Origin of the sequence: Parasphingorhabdus sp. (assembly GCF_036568145.1) — a bacterium.
Taxonomy (GTDB): domain Bacteria; phylum Pseudomonadota; class Alphaproteobacteria; order Sphingomonadales; family Sphingomonadaceae; genus Parasphingorhabdus.
In genome coordinates this window covers 60,221-81,537 of the sequence record NZ_DATCTC010000022.1, presented here as the reverse complement: position 1 = coordinate 81,537, position 21,317 = coordinate 60,221, and the positions used below count along the sequence as shown (strand labels likewise).

Below are 21,317 nucleotides of genomic sequence, written 5' to 3'. Positions count from 1 at the left end.
CCTATATCACCGATGTAATCGAAAAAATCGCGTCCGACTGGCCCGCTTCCCGTTGGGACGAACTCATGCCATGGAACTGGACAGACGATAATAAACGGGACCGTCAAGCCGCATAATACGCGGCCCACAGCTCTCGCTTACGTTTTCTAGACACCTTCGTTTTTCATTTTCTGCTGCCGTTCAAACTCTGCGGGTGACAGCATTCCGTTTCTAGCGTGCTTGCGCTTCGGATTGTAGAACATTTCAATATAATCGAACACATCTTGCCTGGCCGCTTCACGTGTTTTGTAGGTTCGACGCCGTATTCGCTCACGTTTTAACAAGTTGAAGAAGCTCTCGGCGACAGCATTGTCGTGGCAGTTCCCGCGCCGGCTCATTGAGTGCTCCAGATTGTGAGCTTTCAGGAATGATGCCCAGTCCATGCTGGTAAACTGAGAGCCTTGATCCGAATGGATCAGCACCTTGTGTTTCGGCTTCCTTCGCCACACTGCCATGAGTAATGCTTGCAGGACCACGTCCGTTGTCTGACGGCTCTGCATCGACCAACCAACCACACGCCGGGAATAGAGGTCGATTACCACAGCCAGATAAGCAAAGCCTTCAAACGTCCTGATATAGGTGATGTCGGTTACCCATTTCTTGTCAGGAACCTCCACGTTAAACTGCCGGTCCAGCCTATTATCCACAGCCACAGCAGGCTTGCCACCATGGCTTCCTGGTCGACGTTTATAGCCTATCTGCGCTTTGATCCCAGCCAAACTGGCTAAACGCGCCACTCGATTAGCAGAGCATGTCTCGCCCTGATCAAGCAGATCATCGTGCAGCTTGCGATAACCATAGACCTTGCCGCTGTCCTGCCATGCCTCCCGGATCAGTTCGGTCTGACGGATATCTTCCTTTGCCCGTTTACTCAGCGGGTTCTTGAGCCATGCATAAAAGCCACTGGGATGGATGTGCAAGCTACGACACATCGCGCGGATCGAAAAAACAGGGCGATGCTCGGCGACAAATGCGTATCTCACTTTGCATCCCTGGCGGAACGAAGTGACCGCAGGTCAAATACGCGGTCGCTTTTTTTAATATGTCGCGCTCCTCGGTGACCCGCGTCAGTTCGCGCTTTAATCGCCGGATCTCAGCATCCTTGCCATCATCACCGCCAGATGCCGATCCAAACTTCTTCTTCCACGCATAAAGTGAATGCGTGCTAACACCCAGACGTTGCGAAACCTCCGCAACCGGATAACCCCGCTCCGTGATCTGGGAAACCGCATCCCGCTTGAAATCGTCACTGAAATTTACCCTGCTCATCTTCATCTCCTTACCTCAAAATTAGGGAAGAAGGTGTCCAGAAATCTAGGGGCTATTCACAACAACGATGAAATGTCACCATTAGACGACGTCATCAATTTGGCTGGCTATACCTTCTGCCTCAATACGTAGTTTCCACAATCTGAGGGGTCTGGCCGGATCTTGGCGTATCTCGAAACGGGGAGACAAAAGCTAAAAAATATTTGCATAATCGCAGGTTTAGGCATCATTGCGGTTTGCCGGCTCAGGGACAGTCATTTGTTCGTCCTGCGACGCGGACGGAGAGGTCCAGTGTCTGGAGTATCGACTTTTACTATCGATTGTTCGACGATATCTCTGCGCTAGGATTTTTGGTGTACTGGATTTGCGACTAGCGTGGGACGTTCATGACCCCGAAAGATCATCCAGACGAGATAGGCGGACATCAATGCACCGCCAAAACAAAATACTGAAACATAGGCATAAGAGAAAAATATGAACGTGACCGCAAGAACCAGCGCTGCAAGCACGCCAAAGATGCGCACATCACGAACAGAAGATAATAGAAGCGGGACAATTACCACTGTCACGTAAATTAGATATGTAATCTCTCGACCCGCTACAAAATCGAGCAACTCCTTGCCTTGATACACAATCAAATGATCAAGATACTTCGTTTCCAGCCATCCCTGATGAGCGAAATATGGAAAATATTGGAGCCCCCCGAGCATTGCCCCCAAAATAACAAAACCAAGATAGAGCGGTTTGCGCCGAGCCGGTTCCAGAAAATAGGTCGAAACCGGTATCCAGACCGGCCATGCGAGCCAAGAGAAGAACATATAGACGAGCGATGCCTGCGTAATCAGCGCAATATTATTCTGCGCACCCGCGATCCAGACAATTCCTTCTGTAAGTTGTTGCAGCCCAAAAAGCATCGGGAGCATTGCGATAGGAAGATAGCGCTGATCCGTTTTAAAGGCTCGGTGAATAGATAGAGCGCCCGTTGGAATGAGTAATGCGGCCGCACCAAAACTAACTTCTGCTGACAAACACATAAACTCTTCCCTCCCAGTCTTGGAACAAGCATTCGAAGCGGCCAAAGTCGGTGCTCTGCAAAATATCTATTGAATGGCACCATAAACTATACGCGCGCGATGGTGCCACCCCTCAGTAATTATACGTATAAGACCACTTTTTTTGAGGGGGCGCCCGGTCTGGACCGTATCCCTAAGTAAGGATCGTGAGTTTGAAGGCGTTCTGACACCACCAAAACAACCGCAACAAGGAAGGGTAATAAGATGTCCACCGAGGTCTCGAATGTCTATTCAAAAAATCGAAGATTAATTGACGAGGCTTTGGTGGAATCCAAGGATCGTATCTTTCATTTTCTCCTGCGGCACATCCGAAATCAACAAGATGCACAAGATGTATTACAGGAATTTTATGTCCGCGTTTTAACCCGGGCGAACGACCTTCAAGACTGTAAAAAAATTCGCGGTTGGCTCTCCAGCATATTGCGTTCGGTTCTTTCAGATCATTTCAGAAAACGGAATCAGGAGACCAAGAAACTGAACGAATATGGCTTGTCACTGATGTTCTCAGAGCCGGTGGAGGAAAGTCCTGAAACAGATTTTCCGTGCGTTGAAAAGCATCTATCAAAGCTTAATCCGAATTATCAAGAGCTGATCAAGCGCGCTGATTTGCGTACAGAAAACCGAACGAATATTTCCAATGACCTCGGACTGTCTCCCAATACGCTTCGGGTAAAATTGCACCGTTCGCGGCAGGCTCTGGGCCGTCAGATCAAACTTGCTTCTGCGAGCTGTTCTACCGAATGTGATTTACGTACGGTTTGTCGGGCAAGCGCATATTAATTGAAACCAGCGACGGCTTGCACTCAACTTTACTGACCCAATTATTGAATGACGAAGTGTAACGATTGGACGCCAACATCGTCTTTCTAGCGATATCTGCAAAAAAGACCGACTTGCGATCCTTGTGCAGGTCTCCAGATCAAAAAGGATACTAGATATGAAATTTTCCAACCTTACCACAATTGCTGCTTTCGCCGTGCTGGCAACTTCTGCGGTCAATGCCGCACCACCGGAGCAAAAAACATCTGAGCATAGCCATGACATGCCAATGTCAAACAAGGCTGATCAAATGCAAATGATGAAGGATCGGGCCGCCGCTGCAAAAACGCCCGCTGAGCGTAAAAAACTGATGTCCGAAAATATGGCGATGATGAAGACCCATATGGCTTCCATGAAAGCCATGATGGGTGAAGGCGGCAAAATGGCGGGCGGCAAGGGGCCGATGGCCATGGACCCAGCGCATATGCAAAAAATGCAGCAACATATGGGCATGATGCATCAAATGATGGAAAGAATGATGCTTCAGCAGCAACTCATGATGAAGCCAGAAAAATAGGGCTGGCGATTTCAGTCAACGACGCGTGCTGAGTTCAAACTTGGAAGGAACCAAGTTTCTTTCTCAACTGTGTAACGCCAAGGCCCCAAACGCGTCCTAATGATGAGTAATCCAAAATTTTGGATGTCGTCACTTAACCAGAGTGATTGGTTTACACGATTTATAAAGGAAAAAAGTCATGAACGATACGAGAACCGAGCCAAGGAAGGTGCTGAAGCCAATCCTAAAACCTGATGAACAGGCGAAATCCGGGAGTAAGGGATGCTGCTGTTCGAGTTCAGAAAAAATTGAGCAAGAAAAGCCCGAGGATAATCCCAAATCATGCTGTTCAAAAAGCTGAAATCTATGTGAAGGCAACCGTATTATCAGCTCGGACAGAGACTTTTGTCCAAGAGATAATGCGGTCCTGAGCATGTCAAAAAACCTCTTGGCGATAATAATCGCTGCCGGACCCCGATCTCTTGGAAAGCCGTGAGGTGATGGGCATGCAGGAGCAAAGGGCAAGATGACCGGAAAACTCAAAAAAAACCCGCCTTTTACCGATGGACGCCGGAAAGCGCGGCCGAGTCCGCTACCACATTTGTTGACGATCAATTGCGGCTCATCAAGCGTCAAGTTTGCGATCTTTTGTTTGGGCGATAATATCGAACCTGTCTTGCGGGGGAGCGTTACGGAAATCGGGAAGGCACAAGGGCATTCCTCAGCACGTTTAGCGAACAGCACGGCACTTTGGAATGCGAAGCCTGCTTGCAAAGATCATGGCGCGGCAATCGAGCATGTACTCAATCAACTAGAAGACAACGCAGAACTTTGGAGAATATCGCTTGTTGGTCACCGGATAGTGCATGGGGGACCAGATTTTATTGAGCCTCTGGAACTGGATTCCAAAAGCGAGGCTGATTTAGATCGGTTAACGCCTCTCGCTCCCCTGCACCTTCCATCAAATCTGGCCGGTATTGAAGCAGTTCGGCAGATGCGCCCCCAAGCAACCCAGTTTGCCTGTTTTGATACAGCTTTCCACTCTGCAATGCCTGAAAATGCCGTCCGAACAGGCCTGCCGCTGGCAATGGCAGGCGACGTTATTCGGCGGTATGGCTTTCATGGCCTTTCTTATGAATCTGCCATCTACCGGCTCGTGAGGAGAGAGGGCCGGGTGGCTCTGAAGGACCGAATTCTGATTGCCCATCTTGGAGCAGGAGCAAGTATGGTAGCGGTTCATCACGGACGTACCATTGATACATCCATGGGCTTCAGCCCGTTGTCAGGATTGCCGATGGCGACCAGAAGCGGGGATATTGATCCTGGACTCATTCTTTACCTCATAAATGAAGAGGGCTGGTCGGCCGAGGAACTCGTTGATCTGTTAAATAATAGATCTGGCTTGCTTGGACAGTCCGGGACAAGCGGTGACGTTCAAATGCTTGTTGGATCGAATTCCGACAAAGATGCCGCAGCCGCAATCGCTTTTTTTTGTTATCAAGCGCGCCGTCACCTCGGTGCACTGGTAGCCGCCATGGGGGGCATTGATCGCCTGATTTTTACCGGCGGAATTGGTGAAAACTCTTCGGAAATCCGGTCCCAAATCTGCACGCCCCTCGAGAAATGCTTCGGAACGATAATTGAGCCGAAGAGAAACAAAGCAGGTAAGCCGCTTTTGTCCGCAAAAGATGCCGCTGTTACGATCGAGATCAGCCCTGCGGATGAAGAATTGATGATTGCGCGCCATGTCGCCAAGCTTGTCGCCAATAGTCAAAAGGAGACTGCCCTTCCATGAAAAATTCTCTGCAAAATCACATTGTCCATATAACCGCAAAAAAGAACCAGTAATGGAAATCATAGTAGAAGATCCAGTATGCGACCGCAAATTTGCTTTGGAAAACGTTATGGTTGCCGAGGAGTATAAGGGGTGGACTTATTTCTTCTGCAGCGCAGAATGTCAGCACAAATTCAACCAATCACCGGCCACTTTTGCCAATGGTCCAGTGCCTACAAAAGCTAAATGACGTTACACATATAGAGATCGGTCGACGGCATTTTGTTAAAATTTCGAGAACCGTATCTTTAGAGGCCCCCCCCCCAGCGGTCGCCTCACTTCTTTAGTTTTTACAGCACCAGAACTGTTTCGTTGCTTCAAACGATGAGGGGCATTCTGGCTTACTGTAACGATGAGCAGGATCCTGCGTCTATACTTCCATAACCCAGCGCGGCCGCACCAGTTTCTGCGACAAACACGGAGCAACCCTACAGGCAGCCGAGAACCTTAAGGAAACCGCTCATTGAAAAATAACGCACCAACAGACTGGCGCAAGGGATATGGTGTCATAAAGCACAGTCCAACCACGATTACCCGCGTAGATCAATTGCTCGCAAAAAAGCAAATTTTGCGGGGCGTTACTGATGTGAGCCAAGCACATGCGCTCATTGCAGCAGCTGACCGATTGGCCAACGCAGCAATGTGGCTCACGGCCCATATGACCTACGCCGCGCGAGTAGATTTGAACGGCGCTGATTTACCGGTCGAGGCTTTCAAGCAAAATCCCGAGGGGCATATCCAGAGGCGGCACATTGGATGTATTTGGCATGTTGTTCGCCAACCGCTGCACATGGGCGCATGCCGTCGCCTCGGCAGCAAGCTTACTCAAAATCGACCGTGAATCCCTGCTATCACATGAGGAAATTCAGGCAATTGAGGAACGCGGAGACCCCCAGACATTGCAATGGGACCCATTGGCCCAAAAAAATGAGAAGGAAATCGCATGACGCTTACGTTGCATAGCCTCGGGGGCGCAGGAACGGTAACCGGTTCTCGCCACCTTGTAGAAAACGACGGGCGGCGGATAATGATCGATTGCGGGCTTTTCCAAGGATATAAATCCTTGCGCGAACGCAATTGGAAACCGTTCCCAGTTTCGCCAAAGAGCATTGATGCGATTATTCTAACCCACGCCCATCTCGACCATAGCGGGTATCTGCCCAAGCTGGTGCGGGAGGGTTTCGAAGGCCCAATCTTCTGTTCATCGGCTACCGCCGATCTTTGTGAGATTCTGCTGAAAGACAGCGCGTTTATCGCCGAAAAAGATGCCTTTCTGGCGAACAAACATAAATATACCAAACATGTACCTGCGCTCCCGCTTTACACCATCAAAGACGCCGAAGCTGCTTTGAAACAACTGCGACCCATCCCGTTCCACAAAGAAGTCGAACTGCCGGGTGGCGGTCATGTCCAGTTGCGCCGGGCTGGCCATATATTGGGTGCGGCCAATGCCGAACTGCGCTGGGGCGGAAAAAAGATGGTCTTTTCGGGCGACATAGGCCGCTATGACGATCCCTTCATGCTCGATCCCGAAGCCGTTGAAGCAGCTGATTATGTTATTGTCGAATCGACTTATGGGGACCGGACCCATCCCAAAAATGACCCGATGGACGCTCTAGGGGACGTTATCGAAAAGACAGTTCAAAGAGGCGGCACGCTGGTTATTCCTGCATTTGCAGTAGGGCGGGCCCAGTTGATCATGTATTATCTATGGAAATTGAAACAAGCCGGGCGGATAAAAATCGTTCCAATTTTCCTGGATAGTCCGATGGCGATCAACGCAACTGACCTTCTATGCCGCCACCTTGATGATCACCGGCTCTCGCCCGAGATATGCAAGCAGTCTTGCAACATCGCGACGTACCTGCGTGAAGTGGAGGACTCTAAACGGATAACACGGGATACTATGCCCAAGGTTGTGATTGCTGCGAGCGGGATGCTGACCGGCGGGCGCGTTCTTCACCATCTCAAGGCATTTGGCCAGGATGAAAGAAATACAATTCTGTTCTCCGGGTATCAAGCCGGGGGGACACGAGGCGAAAAAATTCTGAACGGGGCCGATAGCGTCAAGATGTTCGGCCAGTGGTTTCCCATTCGTGCTCAAATTAAAAGCCTTCCAGCCTTATCGGCCCATGCGGATTCAGACGAAATCCTGAAGTGGCTATCCGGGTTTAAGAACGCGCCTGCCCGGACTTTTATCGTCCACGGCGAACCAAAAGCCGCAGATGCTCTGCGTATGCGGATCGATGAAGAGCTTGGTTGGAACAGCACCGTCGTTGATCCTGTTGATCGTTATCACCTGGAAAGCCACACGCCATGACCATAGCCCTCGACGTTGAAGCCCCGCATCTGCTGAAATCAAAACGTCTCAGTCTCTACACTCAGGACGAGGTGATTGTGCTCATGCGCACTGACTGCCCGGTTTGCATATCGGAAGGACTTACCTCCCGATCACGCGTGCGTTTAACGTCTGTATCAGGGCGAGAAATTATCGCCACGCTCTATCAGGTTGAGAATGACTGGCTGACGACAAGAGAAGCGGGATTATCTGAGGCGGCATGGACCAAGCTTGGGGTTGAAGATGGAACTGATATTTCGGTTAGCCATGCACCAACTGTAGGATCCTTGGCAGATATCAGACGCAGAATTTATGGAGGCCGCCTAGACGAACCGGCCTTTCAGGGCATTATTGGCGATATTACCGCTGGACGCTACGCAGATATACATCTGGCAACGTTCATCGCAACATGCTCGGCTCTCCCGCTCGACATCAAAGAAATATGTCATTTGACCAAGGCAATGATCGACGCAGGAGAACGGTTGTCCTGGGAGACTCCCATGATCTTGGACAAGCATTGTGTCGGCGGATTACCAGGTAACCGCACCACGCCGATCGTCGTGGCAATAGTCGCGAGTCTGGGCTTCACCATGCCAAAAACTTCATCGCGCGCTATTACATCTCCCGCCGGTACAGCCGACACGATGGAAACACTCGCTCCAGTCGACCTGGATCTTAAACAAATGCGGCGTGTTGTTGAAGAGCAAGGTGCCTGTATTGTGTGGGGCGGTGCCGTTAGACTCAGCCCGGCAGATGATATTTTGATCCGCATCGAACGCGCACTTGATATCGATACGGAAGGACAGTTGATTGCTTCGGTATTATCCAAAAAAATAGCAGCTGGAGCCACCCATGTTGTCATTGACTTGCCCGTTGGGCCAACCGCCAAAGTACGTTCGCTCGATAAGGCCAAATCTTTAAGCAAACATATTTCCGCAGTTGCCACCCAATTCGGATTAGAAACGCGGTCTATTTTTACAGACGGTTCGCAGCCTGTAGGGAGGGGAATCGGTCCTGCTCTTGAGGCCTATGACGTATTGGCGGTTCTGCAAAACAAACCCAATGCGCCGCAGGACTTAAAGAAGCGGGCAATATCGATTGCCGCACAGGCTCTGGAGATGGCAGGCCATGTGGAAGAAGGAGCCGGACAGGCTGCGTCGGAGGCCACTTTGCTAAATGGGAGGGCATGGGAAAAGTTTCAGGCAATCTGCGAGGCGCAGGGCGGCATGCGCACGCCCCCAATAGCCCCTTTTACGCGATCTTTGTTGGCGCAGAGCAGCGGCAAGCTCGCCGCAATTGACAACCGCAAACTATCGCGTCTGGCTAAGTTGGCAGGGGCGCCTAACCAAAAGGCTGCTGGACTTGTTATGCACATTAGGCTCGGCGACAGCGTCAAAGCGACAGAACCGCTTTTAACGGTCCATGCCGAAGCCAAGGGCGCGCTCGACTATGCGATAGAATATGCAGCTGCCAACCCAGACATACTGACAATCGAGGAGTGACCATGCGCCATTTCATCCCACTTCCTGGCAATGAAGCCTTGGCTACCGAGCTTGCACGACTGGCTTCCGCATCGCTCGGATCGTTGGAAACCCGTCACTTTCCTGACGGCGAATCTTATATTCGTTTACTAGATGATGTTGCGGGGAAAGATGTGGATTTTGTTTGCACCCTGGCCCGCCCTGATAATCAGATATTGCGGCTCATTTTTGCGGCAGAAACCGCCCGTGAACTGGGTGCAAAATCGGTGCGACTGATCGCGCCTTATTTGGCCTATATGCGGCAAGACAGGAGATTTCAGGATGGAGAATCCATTTCGTCGACCCATTTTGCCAAATTACTGTCCCGCAGCTTTGACAGTGTAATCACGATTGATCCTCACCTGCACCGCATAGCGGACCTCGCAGAAATATTTTCCATCCCAGCAAGGGTCGAGCACGCAGCTCCGCTTCTGGCCAACTGGATCAAGAACAATGTTAAAAACGCGCTTGTCGTCGGTCCGGATTCTGAAAGCGAGCAGTGGGTAAAAGCAGTGGCGCAGCGCGCGGGAGCCGAACAACTCGTTCTCACAAAAAAAAGACTTGGCGATCACGATGTTGAGATTTCCATACCCGATTTATCCCGTTTTCAGCGTAAAATACCTGTGCTTGTCGATGATATCATTTCATCGGGTCGAACGATGATCGAAACGGCAGAAGCATTGATAGCACACGGTTTTCCCAAGCCATATATATTGACGGTACATGCTCTTTTTTCGAGCGCTACCTATTGGCAGTTAAATCAACTCGCCACAGATATAGTCTCGACCGATTCGGTGCCACATGAAACATCTCGGATCGGTATTGCTGAACTGCTTTTATAGTTGAAAATATGCCGAAATATTTACTGACCAAAATGGAAAGAGAGACAAAATATGTCAGACAGTAAAAAGATCAAAGTTGCCGTTGTTGGATACGGCGTCATCGGTAGCCGCACAGCCGCCGCGATCAGACTTCAAACGGATATGGAACTATCGGGCGTAGCTGATGTCGCCGCAGATTGGCGCATCGCTCAAACTGTTTCCCAGGGCATTCCGCTTTTTGCGGCCACGGCAGAAGCCAAGACTTTAATGGAAGCAGCGGATTTGCCTGTTCAAGGGCACTTGCCTGATCTCGTCGGAATAAGCGACATCGTTGTTGATTGCACACCCAAGCATCGAGGTGCCGAAAATGCAAAATTATACCGAAGTCTCGACCGGCCTTTCATCGTTCAAGGAGGTGAAAAGCACGAAGTAACCGGACATTCCTTTGTCGCAGAAACGAGCTATTCCAGCGCCATTGGGCGCAGTGCAACTCGGGTGGTTTCCTGCAATACAACGTCTATCGTTCGCACATTGGGTACTCTCAAAAACGCGGGCCTATTAAAGAAAGCGCGAGGAACATTGCTTCGACGCGCAACCGATCCTTGGGAAAGCCATCTTGGCGGTATCATGAACACGCTTGTTCCCGAGCCCGAAGTTCCTAGCCACCAAGGGCCGGATGCCAAGCTGGTCGATCCAGACCTTGATGTCACAACGATTGCCGTAAAGGTTCCGGAAACGCTGGCTCATCTTCACACCTGGTACGTTGAAATGACGCGCCGGGCCGACATAGCGGAAATTCTCGAAGCGCTTTCACAATCATCGCGGATTCTTCTTATCGATAGCCGCACGGGACTGTCGGCAATAAATGTCGTGAAGGAATGGATGGCTGAGAGTGGGCGCCGCCATGCAAATCTCTATGAAGTGGCTATATGGCGTGACCTCCTCAAAGTTGACGGGAACGATCTTTATTTTAGCTATATGGTTGATAACCAGGCGATCGTCATTCCCGAGACGATTGATGCTATACGGGCACTAGCAGGCGATGAGCACGACGCTAGTCGGTCAATCGCTAGAACAAACAAGTCTCTAGGGATTGGGATGCTCAATATACCCCAGTGGACAGAGCATGAAAGTTAGGCTGATATGAAGAGCGCCGACATATGACCTCATCTAAGGAACCGAAAGTGAAAAAGGTACGCAACAAAAAATCGGTACCGACCCACGACGATATAATCGATGAGGCGTTGCGTGGAAGCTTCCCCGCCAGCGATCCTCCGGCCTGGACGCTGGGTACTGATCGCCGCGATGATGAGAACAAAAAGCAGAGCCGCCAAAAAACCGCCAGCAAAACTGCAAGGAAATGATGCCGCTATGACCTCACTTCATCCTATAGACCGACTTGATACCCATGACGTGGCAAGCCAACCGCCCACGCCCGAAAGTTTTGATCGGTTCAGTTCGGGTCAGGCACGGGTCGATGCTGTGACGAAGGCGGGAAGTGGGGCTGACCCGCACGGCGACGGTGCAACGCTCGGCTTCTATTCCAAGCGGATAACCGTCGGGTGCTAGACGGGATATTCTATATTTTGCGCACTAACGCACCATGCTGGAACGCTTCTTCTGTAAAATGAAAGACATGCGGCGACTATCTACACGCTTCGAAAGATACGCTCAAAACTTCTTCACCATCAAATGCTGGATCAATTGAGTCCACATCCGCAACCAAGATTTGCCAAGATAAAAGAGATTTCTGTCCGAACAAGACGCGCTGTATCTCAGCACGGAGGCCAGTAAAGGCGCAGCTGACCAATGCATATGGACTTGTCAATATTTTGACTACTAAGACGCCAATCGTTCATTTTTCCTTCTATTGAACCAAAATCCTAGCCCGATCAGCCACAATACGAAAAACTGTGCAACGACTGTTTGAAATGCGGGATACAAACCGATGATGGGAAGGCGCGGAATGCTAGGCAGCGGGGTAATATCAATAAGCCCTGCTTCCTGAAGGCTGGCGACGCCTTTCCCAACGAGCACCACCGCCAATATCCCAATCAAGATAGAACTATATGCGAAGAACGTACCGAAAGGTAGATCTCGACTGTAACGGAGCATGACCCAAGCGATAAGCGCGAGAAGCACTATCGCCGCACCGGTGCCAGCCAAGATCAGCTGGCCATTTCCTTGGACCCAGAGCGCGGCAAAAAATAATATCGTCTCGAAAACCTCTCGGTAAACCACGATGAAAGCGAGTCCGAACAGAAACCATGCCGAGCTGCGCGACAATGCCTTGTCCATGGTTTTTTGGATGTAGCGCTGCCATTCGCCTGCCTGCGACTTGCCGTGCATCCATATGCCAACGGAAAGCAGTACAATCGCAGCGAACAGAGAGCCGAATCCTTCCATCAGCTCACGGCTCGCACCGCTTATATCTATAACAAAGGTCGCGGCTATCCATGTCACGCCGCCAGCGAGTAGCGCTGCAATCCATCCACCATGAACGTAAGATATGGCGTCCGTGCGCTCCGCTTTGCGAAGGAAGGCGATCATCGCTATCACGATCAGCAGCGCTTCCAGGCCCTCGCGTAGTAATATGGCGAACGCCCCGACGACTATCGAAACATCACTCACATCGTCTTGCGCAAGCGCATTTTCCGCGTCTGCAAACAGTTTATCTAAGGCAGCAACCTTCTGACTTACGGTCGCCGAAGATTGACCCTCGCCGATGGCAAATCTAAGTTCAGCCATCGCTGATTCTATTGACGCCATGAGCCCCGCGTCACGCATATTCAAGACTGTTTCCAGCGGTTCAAAACCATCAAGATAGGCAGAGAGTGCAAGGTCACGCGCTTCTTTTACTCTTCCGGCTTCATATGCAGCGAGGCTGTCGTGCAGCCGCTCCCGAGCGAACGACAACGATCCGGGCGTACCCGCTACAACCGTTTCTGGATGCGCGCGCAGAAACGCCATCACCGCATCGGCTTTTAACATACCAATCTCTTGGCCGAGCGCCGCGGGCGTGACGCTGGTTAAGTCTGCGAGGTTAGAAAAACGATTTCGAATGGAGGCATCGCTCTCCCAAATTTGGCGGCCTGCATCAATATCCGAAAAAGCGATCGTGCCGGTGTAAAGCGCGAGATTCCAACGATCTTTTGCGGGCAGATCAATGAAGCTCTGCATTGCGGTACCATCAAGACCCTGCTCGACGACTTGGTACAATGCGAATATACTGCGCTGGCGCGCACGCGCCTTATCGTCAAACGCTGTCGGAGCCGGGTCCAGTCCCACGGCTGCAGAACCATCGCCGCCGCCTGACTTGCCATGACAGCTCGCACAGTTCTGCGCATATAAGGCAGCACCGCGCGAAAGGTCAGGAGCGGCCTTCGGCGCGAGCGGGACAGGATATGCCGCAAGCAGTTCAGCTGCTAAAATCCTTGCGTCCCGCGCGACTATTTCCGGAGCCTCCTTCGCAGCAATCATCTTAATGAGTGCGTCAGTTCTTGCGATCAACGCCGTGCGCTGCTTATCAGGTTCGAGCTTAGCCATGCGTTCGGCGACCATCGCCGAAAACTCCGTCATTTCTGCGTATTCGACTTCGTTAATGATCGCGCCATTTTGAACAGCGACCGCATAATCTACCGCGATGTAGTCTAGCAGGCGCCAGGCTGTCTGAACATCGTTGTTCGCCAGTGCTGTGGATGGTAATGCCATAGAGAATATCAGAATGGCGATAAGGCGCGCTGCAGCGACTTGGAAGTTCATCTTGACACTGCCTTGGTTGTTGCACCGATATTCAGTAATTGCAGACATACAAGCGCACTGCGGACCATTGGATAATTTGATTGGAGAAAAATCGATATAATAAGCGCCGCTACAACATTGATCGCCAAAGGAAACACAACAATACCGTCCATTGTACCTACCTCAATGACCGCTGAGCTGAACGAGCGCCAAATCGGAGAACCGATAGCTCCGAATCCCAGTACGCCAGAAAAACATATTGTGGGAGTGTCTCCCGAACCCACGTTTGTCGGCTCCAGGTGAGCCCAAACGAACGTCAATATTCCGATCAAAGTTATTAAGCCATCGGCCGTAAATGCCTGGCTGTCGGCGATGCATCCGCCAATTGCTGCGGACGCCACGGTTGACCGCCATAACGATCGACAAAACACGGCGATATCCCAGGCTTCTGTCAGCTTTTTGACCACCAGCAGTGCAATCCCGTACTTCAGATTCTATTTCAGTCATGAAACCACTATAGCAGCCCTAGCCTGTAACGAGGCAAGCAGCTTTTGATAATAATTCGCATTATCTTTTGGGAGTCAGGCTAGCAAATTCGGCACGTAGCGAGTTTAACCCGTTGTCGTTTATGCGCAATGCTTACGCCATCGCTTTCTCGACAACAGAAATTCGCTAGCTAATTCAATCAAAGGATACACCGGAACAAGACTGTATGATTACAGCCCCAACCGTAGAGTACCCTCTAGCGAGAGTTAAACAACGATTAGAGCAATTGGCGCACCTCCGAGAGTTGCGGTCAGTCCAAGCACAACTCGCGCGTTCCAGACGCAGCGATCGCCGCAGCAGACGGTGCCTTTATTTCCCAGTAAATGTTCTACGGTCTCTGAAGCTTCTGCTTGATTTACGGGCAGGATCGGTAGTTTTATCGAAAAGCTGCGCGTACGCAGCTTTGCGAAAGCTCTACGCATCGGTTTTGACGCCGAGAAGGCCGCCCTTGTCGTGGCGACTCATGTCAGATCACCAAGCAAGCGGTTGGCTTTTCATACTGTTCTAATGGATATATGATAGCCAACTAGCCGATTTTCCGAGACTGGATCAAACCGGCAGGATCAATCAACAGCAAGCCGCGAGATCAGTTTGCGACCTTCCTGTCGCGATTAAATAGAATCGCTTTTGACAATGTTGCATTATCCGAGGGTGCGCTCTAATATCCGTCGGAGCACGGTGTGGGCTTGGCAAACGGTTGCCTGAATCCGGGTGCCAATCCGAGGCGCCGTCAAGGCACGTTGAAAGAATAGAGTAAGGAATGAGCGCACTTGCCCAATATGCAATCTTGTTCGGTCTGACGGTTGGCGCGGTCGGCTTCGTTCTTTGCGTCTATGCCCTTGCCCGTGTAATCGGTCGAACGCGGGTTGAGCCGGGCAAGGATGTTCCGGCCACAGCCGGGTCGCTGTCGCGCGATCCGGTCTGGGTGCGGTATCACGTCAAATACTATGGCTATGCTTTGTTGTTTCTGGCTTTCGATATGGAAATGGCTTTTATGTATCCTTGGGCTGTAGTCTACCGTGAAGAAGGGCTGGTGGCACTTCTTGACATGGGAGTGTTCCTCGCCATTCTGTTTCTCGGGCTGCTTTACGGCTGGAGCCAAGGCGCTTTGAGACGGCAGGAATGATCGGTGCCCGTCAGGGGACGATGACGATGTTGCAGCGGCTTGTCGCAGCAGCCATGTCGCGCGACATTCGCGGATTCGTGGTGCCGGGCGCGGATGTGGCACGCGCTGCCGGGCTCGACCTTGGCGGGGCCGGACTGCACCTGAGCGCTACGCCGCGCCATGCCAATGTTCTTGTCATAATCGCGCCCCTGCCCGCCGGCCTGGCGGATGCCGCCAGCGTTGCCTATGGCCAGATGCCTCGCCCACGAGCCATTCTGGCGTTGGGTTCTGGTGATCTGGGACCACTGCCTGACGCCGACGCGACCGGGCCGTTGACACAAGCGGGCCTTGTCACAGCCATGGAAGATCTTCGCTGGGTCATTGCAACGGGTTCCTTTCGGTCAGACGTGGACGACTACGAAGCTCCGACGCTGCAGACCCGCACGGAATATACCTGTCCGATGCATCCCGAAGTGGTGCAGGACGAACCCGGTAACTGCCCAAAATGCGGTATGACACTGGTACTGCGCAAAGCTGCGGTGTCGTCACATGCAGGCCATGCGATGCCGGAAAAAGAACGCGACATGCCTGTAGAAACCCGTGTCGAAACAACGTCCGCTGGCCACGATCACGCCAACGATAAAGGTAACAAGCATGGCGGGGCGCATGATCACGGTCACGCGAAACATGCTGTCAGCGAACCGCTGGTCCAGTACACTTGTCCTATGCACTCTGAAGTGATCAGCGCCGAACCCGGCTCTTGTCCAAAATGCGGTATGTTTCTCGTGCCCGCCGACACCAAAAGCGAGCATGCTGGACATGATGCAAGGCATGGTCACACGAAACACGCAGCAGACGAATCCCCGGCGCGATACACCTGCCCGATGCATCCCGAAGTCGTACAGGACGAACCCGGCAACTGCCCAAAATGCGGCATGACCTTGGTACCCGTCGAAGAAGCAGTCGAAAACTCCGGACATGACCACGGAGCCGCCAGCCAAGGGCACGATAATGGCAGCAAGAGCAGCCACCAAGGCAGTCATGCCTCACATGGAAATGACGTGGTAATAGAAGGTATCGAGGCGCATTTTATGTCGATGACTGATCTCACCCGCGACATGCCGGCCAGCGAGGACGGCCTCAAAATGGAGTGGATCGGCGTCCCCTTCGGTCCGTTCTTTCCCGGACTACCCAGTGGGTTGCGGCTGGACCTGACACTGGACGGCGACGCAGTAGCGGGCACCAGCGCCGACAGCGCGGTGGGACTGAGCGAACTACTCCACGAGGACACTACCACTCCCGCGGCTTTCGTCGACCAACTCGCCGCGTTATCGCCCCTCAGTCCGGTAGCCTATAGCCTGCTGGCCTGTCTAGCGCTGGAGCAGGCCGCGGAACAAAGCGTGCCATCCAGCGTCGCTCGCGCTCGCATCGCCGCAGCGGAGCGCGAGCGGCTGACCAGTCATTTCGGCTGGCTGGCTGGGTTCGGGACACAAGCGGGGTTCACTTGGCTGGAGAAACGCGCGACGGCATTACAACTGAAACTGCGCGTCGCGCCGGTCATCGAAATCGCAGCGCTGGCCCCAAAGATCACTGCACTTCTAACACGGATTCAACGCACCCCGCTGCTGAAAGCCAGACTGAAGGGGATTGGCCGGTTAGCGGGCGACGACGCTCTGCCCGGCCCAGTGGCGCGGGCGGGCGGCATCGCCCGCGACGCGCGTAGTGATGATCCGATCTATACCGAACTGGGTTTTACCGTGCTGACAGCGACGGACGGTGATGCGCTTGCGCGGCTAACACAACGCTGCGGTGAGATTTTCCAGAGTCTTGAATTAATCTTGAAGGTAGGCGCGATTGCGATGCCAGAGCCGCATGGCATCGGCACTGCTTCGGGTACAGGCGAAGCCGTGGTTGAGACCCCACGCGGTGCCGCCCGACTGAGTCTGACATTGCACAATGGCAAGGTTACGGCTGCCAATATCGAAACACCGACGGCGGCGCATGTCGACTTGATCGCGACAGTTGCGGATGGACGGGAACTGGGCGACGCACTGACCGGCATCGGATCGCTGGACATGAGCCCTTGGGAGGTGACGGCTTGACGATATTGATTGTGTTATTGTCGCTCGCAGTGGGCGCCTATCTGATCGCTGTGCTCGAAAGCTGGGCCGTTCATGGGCGGTTGCAACCCGCCCGTCCGGCGATCTCAGCGCTGGCCCTTCTGGGGCGTGAATCACTGCTCGCGCGCACTCCTGACCGACTGTTATTTGAGACTGGGCCGGTGCTTTTGCTCGTGGCAGGGCTTTTGGCGGTGGCGGTCATTCCGCTGGCACCGGGGTTGATTATCACCGACATGGCGACCGGCGCGCTGTTTCTGAACGCGGCTTTGGCTTATGTGCTGGTCGCGCTGATCATGGCCGGATGGGGGCCGAACGGCGCTTACGGCATGATTGGCGGTTGGCGGTTTCTGGGCCAATTCGTGGCCTATGCAATGCTTATCGTGATGCCGATCACCGCCGTGGTGTTGCGCGCAGAATCGCTTTCTACAGTGGATATCGTCACCTCGCAATCTTCCCTCTGGAACATCGCCTATCAGCCACTGGGATTCGCGCTGTTCGTGGCCGCCGCAATGGGGCTGTGCTGGTTGCCACCTTTGGACCTGCCCACCGCGCCGGGTGATCTGGCTGGCGGGGTAGAGGCTGAGTACACCGGTGTGCGCTTTGCCGTTCTACGTCTGGCGCGGATGGTTATCATCCTAGCGCTGGCGGGTGCAACAGTGACGTTCTATCTGGGCGGCTGGCTTGGCCCGTGGCTGCCGGACTGGGCGTGGAGCGGGATCAAGATCCTGATCGTCGCAGGCCTAATGGTCAGCGCCGGGCGGCTGGTGCCCCGGGTCCGCGAGACGCGCTATCTGGAGCTGAGCTGGAAGCTCGGTATCCCTCTAGCCCTCGGAAACATCTTTCTTGTCGGCGTCATCGTTTTGGTGGTGCCGATATGACTTCGCAGATGATCTTTCTTGTGTTTTTCGGCGGCGCGGCCGTGTGGTTCGGCGTCACCGTATTCCGCACCCATTCGATGGTGCGCTCGGCATTGGCGCTTCTATTCTCACAAACTGCGGTAGGGCTGATGTTTCTAGTCATGCAGGCCGAGTTTCTGGGCGTTCTACAGATAATGATGATGGCCACCGAGATGAGCGTGATGGCGATCTTCATGGTCATGTTCATGATGGATCCGGGCGGGATGGGCGCAATGGATATGACACATCAGAAACGCCTGTCGCTTTGGGCCGGGGGCGTCGGGTTGGGCGCAGCGATGGCGGTGATCTGGCTGGCCGATTGGGGGCCACCGGGCGGCAACCTCCCTGAGACGGCCGAACAAACGGCTGAGCTTGGCCGGGAGCTTTTGGGCCGGTCGATGTTCATCTTCCAATCCGTCGGCCTGACGATCCTGACGGCGATGGTCTCAGCCACAATGGTCGCAATCGCTCCAGCGAAGGAACAACCAAAATGATTTTTGAGTTGATGATTGCCCTGACCGTGGGCGCGGTGATGTTTGGCACCGGCCTGTACGGCGCATTGAGCCAGACAAATCTGGTGATGATCATCATGGGGGTGGAACTAATCCTTGCAGCGGCTCTCGTAAATTTGGTGGCCTTCTGGCGCTATCTGCATCCAGGGGAACCTGCCGCGCAGATGTTCGTGCTGGTCGTGATGGCCGTCATGGCCGTGGAAATGGCAGTCGGGTTCGGCATCGCCATCGCCCGGTTCCGGTCACGCGGATCGGTTGAGATGGAAGAAGCCAGCGAGTTAAAGGGGTAATGATGCTGGCGCTGACGCTGCTTGGACCGCTGCTGGCAGCACTGGCGATCCTCTCGCTTCGCCGCGCGCCCGAGACGTTGGCGCTGATTGGTGCCGCGCTTGGGTTTGTGGCTGCACTTGGGCTTTTTGTCGCCGCATCAGATGGCGTTACCGTGGGCATCGCGCTGCCCTTCCTGCCTGATTTTCCGATCCGGCTTATAGCATCTCCGTTGACGGCAACCCTTTCATTGCTTGTGGCCACTGTCGCCGCGATGGTGCTGATCTACGCCACGGGATATATGCGTAAAGACCCTGAACGGGCGCGGTTCTATGGCACTATGCTGCTGTTTGTCACCGCGATGCAGGCGCTGGTGCTGTCGGGCGACTGGATCACGCTGCTGGCCGCGTGGGAGATGATCGGCTTTGCCAGCTATCTGCTGATCGGGTTCTGGCATGGCCGCGCCGGTGTGGTCGGTGCCGCGACACGCGCGTTCCTGTATACGCGGACTGCAGATCTGGGACTCTATACTGGGGCCTTCGTGCTGATCGGCGTGGCTGGCACCTCCGAGATATCCGTCACAAATGCTACCACCGGCACCCCAGCGCTGATCGCTGGTTTGTTGCTGCTGATTGCCGCGATGGGCAAGTCCGCGCAGGTGCCGTTGCAGGACTGGCTGATGCGCGCCATGGCCGGACCGACGCCGGTGTCGGCGCTGTTGCACTCGGCTACACTGGTGGCAGCGGGGGCGATTCTGTTGATCCGCACGGCACCTATGCTGCCCGGCGGCGCGCTACTGGCCATCGGCATCGTTGGTGGCATCACAGCGGTTGTCACCGGGCTGATTGCGCTGGCAGAGCGTGATCTGAAACGGCTGTTGGCGGCATCTACCGCCAGCCAATATGGGCTGATGCTTGTGGCCATTGGTGCTGGGGCACCAGTGGCGGCGCTGTTGCACCTGATCGCCCATGCGGCTATCAAAAGTTCCCTTTTTCTGGGCGCAGGTGTCTTTCAGCATGACCGCGAAGGTACAGGGCTGGACACGCTGGCGGGTGCCGGTCGGGCACGGCCCGGCGTCTTTGCAGGCTTTGCCATCACCGCGCTGGCGCTGGTGGGCCTCCCGCCGATGGCGGCCTTCTTTTCCAAGGATGCGATCATCGCCGCCGCACTGGGAAGCACAGCCGCGCCATGGCTTTTGCCACTTGCGCTAGCGGGATCGGTACTGACCGGCGCCTATATGGGTCGGGCATTGAATGTGCTTTGGGCTGGCGAAGTGGGGCCTCCACAAAAGCCAGTGCCGTTCATGACTTTCGGTATGGGCGTTCTTGTGGCGCTCGCCGCCGGGCTTGGGTTCGGCTTCGGCGCGCTTGAACACATGCTGGGGGCAGAGATTGAAAAGCCGGGCTGGATCGTGCCTGCAATGGGGCTGGCTGTCGGCCTGAGCGGGCTGGCGCTTGGTTGGTTTATCGCGCCTGCCCGGCTGCTCGGTCCGCTGCTGGCACCGGCACGAAACGGCTTTGCCGTCGCGGGCGGGATGGACGGGCTAATCCTGCGCCCCGTCCTGTCAATCGCCTCCGCCTGCGAGGCGTTCGAGAAGCGCCTGCTGGCAGCACAAATTGGGTTGATCCGTGGGTTTGGCCTTGGAACCGCTCATCTAGTAGACCGTGCAGATGGAGCGCTTTTTGCGTTTTCGCTCTGGATCGGCCAACAGTCGTTACGGCTGGGTCGTGCGACAGGATTCACCGACACCAACGGTATCGACGCCGCAATCTTCGGCCTTGTGCGGAGGATGGTTGCGGCTGGTGCACAGGCTCGCCGCCTGCAGAGCGGCTTTATCCATCGCGAACTTGCACTGACAGCGATCGGCACCGCGCTGATCATGGCCATGCTGTTGATCGCACCATATTATTTCTGAGGAGAC

At 53.8% G+C, this 21,317-nt stretch carries 19 protein-coding genes and 2 pseudogenes; 18 read left to right on the top strand and 3 right to left on the bottom strand.

Translation table 11 applies throughout. The annotated features are described in order from the left end of the window. On the top strand, positions 1-116 hold a 116-nt coding region (locus VIN76_RS07900; RefSeq protein ID WP_332041295.1), incomplete at its 5' end, for a transposase domain-containing protein. 30 nt (positions 117-146) lie between these two features. Here VIN76_RS07900 and VIN76_RS07895 read toward each other — a convergent pair. Beyond that, positions 147-1,308, bottom strand: a pseudogene (locus VIN76_RS07895) (IS3 family transposase). Positions 1,309-1,649: 341 nt separating this feature from the next. Then, positions 1,650-2,342, bottom strand: a complete 693-nt coding sequence (locus tag VIN76_RS07890) for a DUF6629 family protein (RefSeq protein WP_332041290.1) — start codon at positions 2,340-2,342, stop codon at positions 1,650-1,652. Between the two features lie 243 nt (positions 2,343-2,585). Here VIN76_RS07890 and VIN76_RS07885 point away from each other — a divergent pair, with 243 nt between their 5' ends. The 11 genes from VIN76_RS07885 (at position 2,586) to VIN76_RS07835 (ending at position 11,778) form a co-directional block, all read left to right on the top strand. Then, positions 2,586-3,161: an RNA polymerase sigma factor gene (locus VIN76_RS07885; RefSeq protein ID WP_332041289.1), complete on the top strand. Its 576-nt coding sequence runs from the start codon at positions 2,586-2,588 to the stop codon at positions 3,159-3,161. A 157-nt stretch (positions 3,162-3,318) separates the two neighbouring features. After that, the gene (locus tag VIN76_RS07880) at positions 3,319-3,717 is read left to right on the top strand and encodes a hypothetical protein (protein ID WP_332041288.1); all 399 of its coding nucleotides are present in this window, start codon (positions 3,319-3,321) and stop codon (positions 3,715-3,717) included. Between the two features lie 505 nt (positions 3,718-4,222). Then, positions 4,223-5,491, top strand: coding sequence for an acetate/propionate family kinase (locus VIN76_RS07875; protein WP_332041287.1), 1,269 nt, complete (start codon positions 4,223-4,225; stop codon positions 5,489-5,491). Positions 5,492-5,543: 52 nt separating this feature from the next. Continuing rightward, positions 5,544-5,720 (top strand): YHS domain-containing protein, encoded by a 177-nt coding sequence (locus VIN76_RS07870; RefSeq protein WP_332041286.1) that lies wholly within the window; start codon positions 5,544-5,546, stop codon positions 5,718-5,720. A gap of 273 nt (positions 5,721-5,993) precedes the next feature. Next, positions 5,994-6,371: a hypothetical protein gene (locus tag VIN76_RS07865; RefSeq protein WP_332041285.1), complete on the top strand. Its 378-nt coding sequence runs from the start codon at positions 5,994-5,996 to the stop codon at positions 6,369-6,371. Positions 6,372-6,473: 102 nt separating this feature from the next. After that, positions 6,474-7,850 (top strand): MBL fold metallo-hydrolase, encoded by a 1,377-nt coding sequence (locus tag VIN76_RS07860; protein ID WP_332041284.1) that lies wholly within the window; start codon positions 6,474-6,476, stop codon positions 7,848-7,850. Further along, positions 7,847-9,370: a thymidine phosphorylase family protein gene (locus tag VIN76_RS07855; protein WP_332041283.1), complete on the top strand. Its 1,524-nt coding sequence runs from the start codon at positions 7,847-7,849 to the stop codon at positions 9,368-9,370. The genes VIN76_RS07860 and VIN76_RS07855 overlap by 4 nt, the downstream gene beginning before the upstream one ends. Positions 9,371-9,372: 2 nt before the next feature. After that, positions 9,373-10,230, top strand: coding sequence for a ribose-phosphate pyrophosphokinase (locus tag VIN76_RS07850; protein WP_332041282.1), 858 nt, complete (start codon positions 9,373-9,375; stop codon positions 10,228-10,230). Positions 10,231-10,281: 51 nt separating this feature from the next. After that, on the top strand, positions 10,282-11,346 hold the full coding sequence (locus VIN76_RS07845) for a type II glyceraldehyde-3-phosphate dehydrogenase (protein ID WP_332041281.1): 1,065 nt from the start codon (positions 10,282-10,284) through the stop codon (positions 11,344-11,346). A 47-nt stretch (positions 11,347-11,393) separates the two neighbouring features. After that, complete coding sequence (locus VIN76_RS07840; RefSeq protein WP_332041280.1) at positions 11,394-11,573, top strand: hypothetical protein; 180 nt, start codon at positions 11,394-11,396, stop codon at positions 11,571-11,573. Positions 11,574-11,580: 7 nt separating this feature from the next. After that, complete coding sequence (locus VIN76_RS07835; RefSeq protein ID WP_332041279.1) at positions 11,581-11,778, top strand: hypothetical protein; 198 nt, start codon at positions 11,581-11,583, stop codon at positions 11,776-11,778. 270 nt (positions 11,779-12,048) lie between these two features. On the opposite strand, the gene VIN76_RS07830 is transcribed toward VIN76_RS07835, so the two are convergent. Then, positions 12,049-13,971, bottom strand: a complete 1,923-nt coding sequence (locus tag VIN76_RS07830; RefSeq protein ID WP_332041278.1) for an FTR1 family protein — start codon at positions 13,969-13,971, stop codon at positions 12,049-12,051. 1,285 nt (positions 13,972-15,256) lie between these two features. On the opposite strand from VIN76_RS07830, the gene VIN76_RS07825 reads away from it, so the two are divergent. The 6 genes and pseudogenes from VIN76_RS07825 (at position 15,257) to VIN76_RS07800 (ending at position 21,311) form a co-directional block, all read left to right on the top strand. Beyond that, a complete protein-coding gene (locus tag VIN76_RS07825; protein WP_332041277.1) occupies positions 15,257-15,622 on the top strand; it encodes an NADH-quinone oxidoreductase subunit A in 366 nt (121 codons plus the stop codon). Next, a pseudogene (locus tag VIN76_RS07820) lies at positions 15,619-17,436 on the top strand (heavy metal-binding domain-containing protein); the annotation flags it as partial. The gene VIN76_RS07825 and the pseudogene VIN76_RS07820, both read left to right, overlap by 4 nt. A gap of 248 nt (positions 17,437-17,684) precedes the next feature. Continuing rightward, positions 17,685-18,599 carry a complex I subunit 1 family protein gene (locus tag VIN76_RS07815; protein WP_332041275.1) on the top strand — a complete coding sequence of 305 codons (915 nt, stop codon included), beginning with the start codon at positions 17,685-17,687 and terminating at the stop codon, positions 18,597-18,599. Next, positions 18,596-19,111 (top strand): NADH-quinone oxidoreductase subunit J, encoded by a 516-nt coding sequence (locus VIN76_RS07810; RefSeq protein WP_332041274.1) that lies wholly within the window; start codon positions 18,596-18,598, stop codon positions 19,109-19,111. Before VIN76_RS07815 ends, VIN76_RS07810 begins: the two co-directional genes overlap by 4 nt. Further along, entirely contained in the window at positions 19,108-19,419 is a 312-nt protein-coding gene (nuoK, locus tag VIN76_RS07805; RefSeq protein ID WP_332041273.1) for an NADH-quinone oxidoreductase subunit NuoK, read from the top strand. Before VIN76_RS07810 ends, nuoK begins: the two co-directional genes overlap by 4 nt. Further along, a complete protein-coding gene (locus tag VIN76_RS07800) occupies positions 19,419-21,311 on the top strand; it encodes an NADH-quinone oxidoreductase subunit L (protein WP_332041272.1) in 1,893 nt (630 codons plus the stop codon). Before nuoK ends, VIN76_RS07800 begins: the two co-directional genes overlap by 1 nt. Positions 21,312-21,317 lie beyond the last annotated feature (6 nt).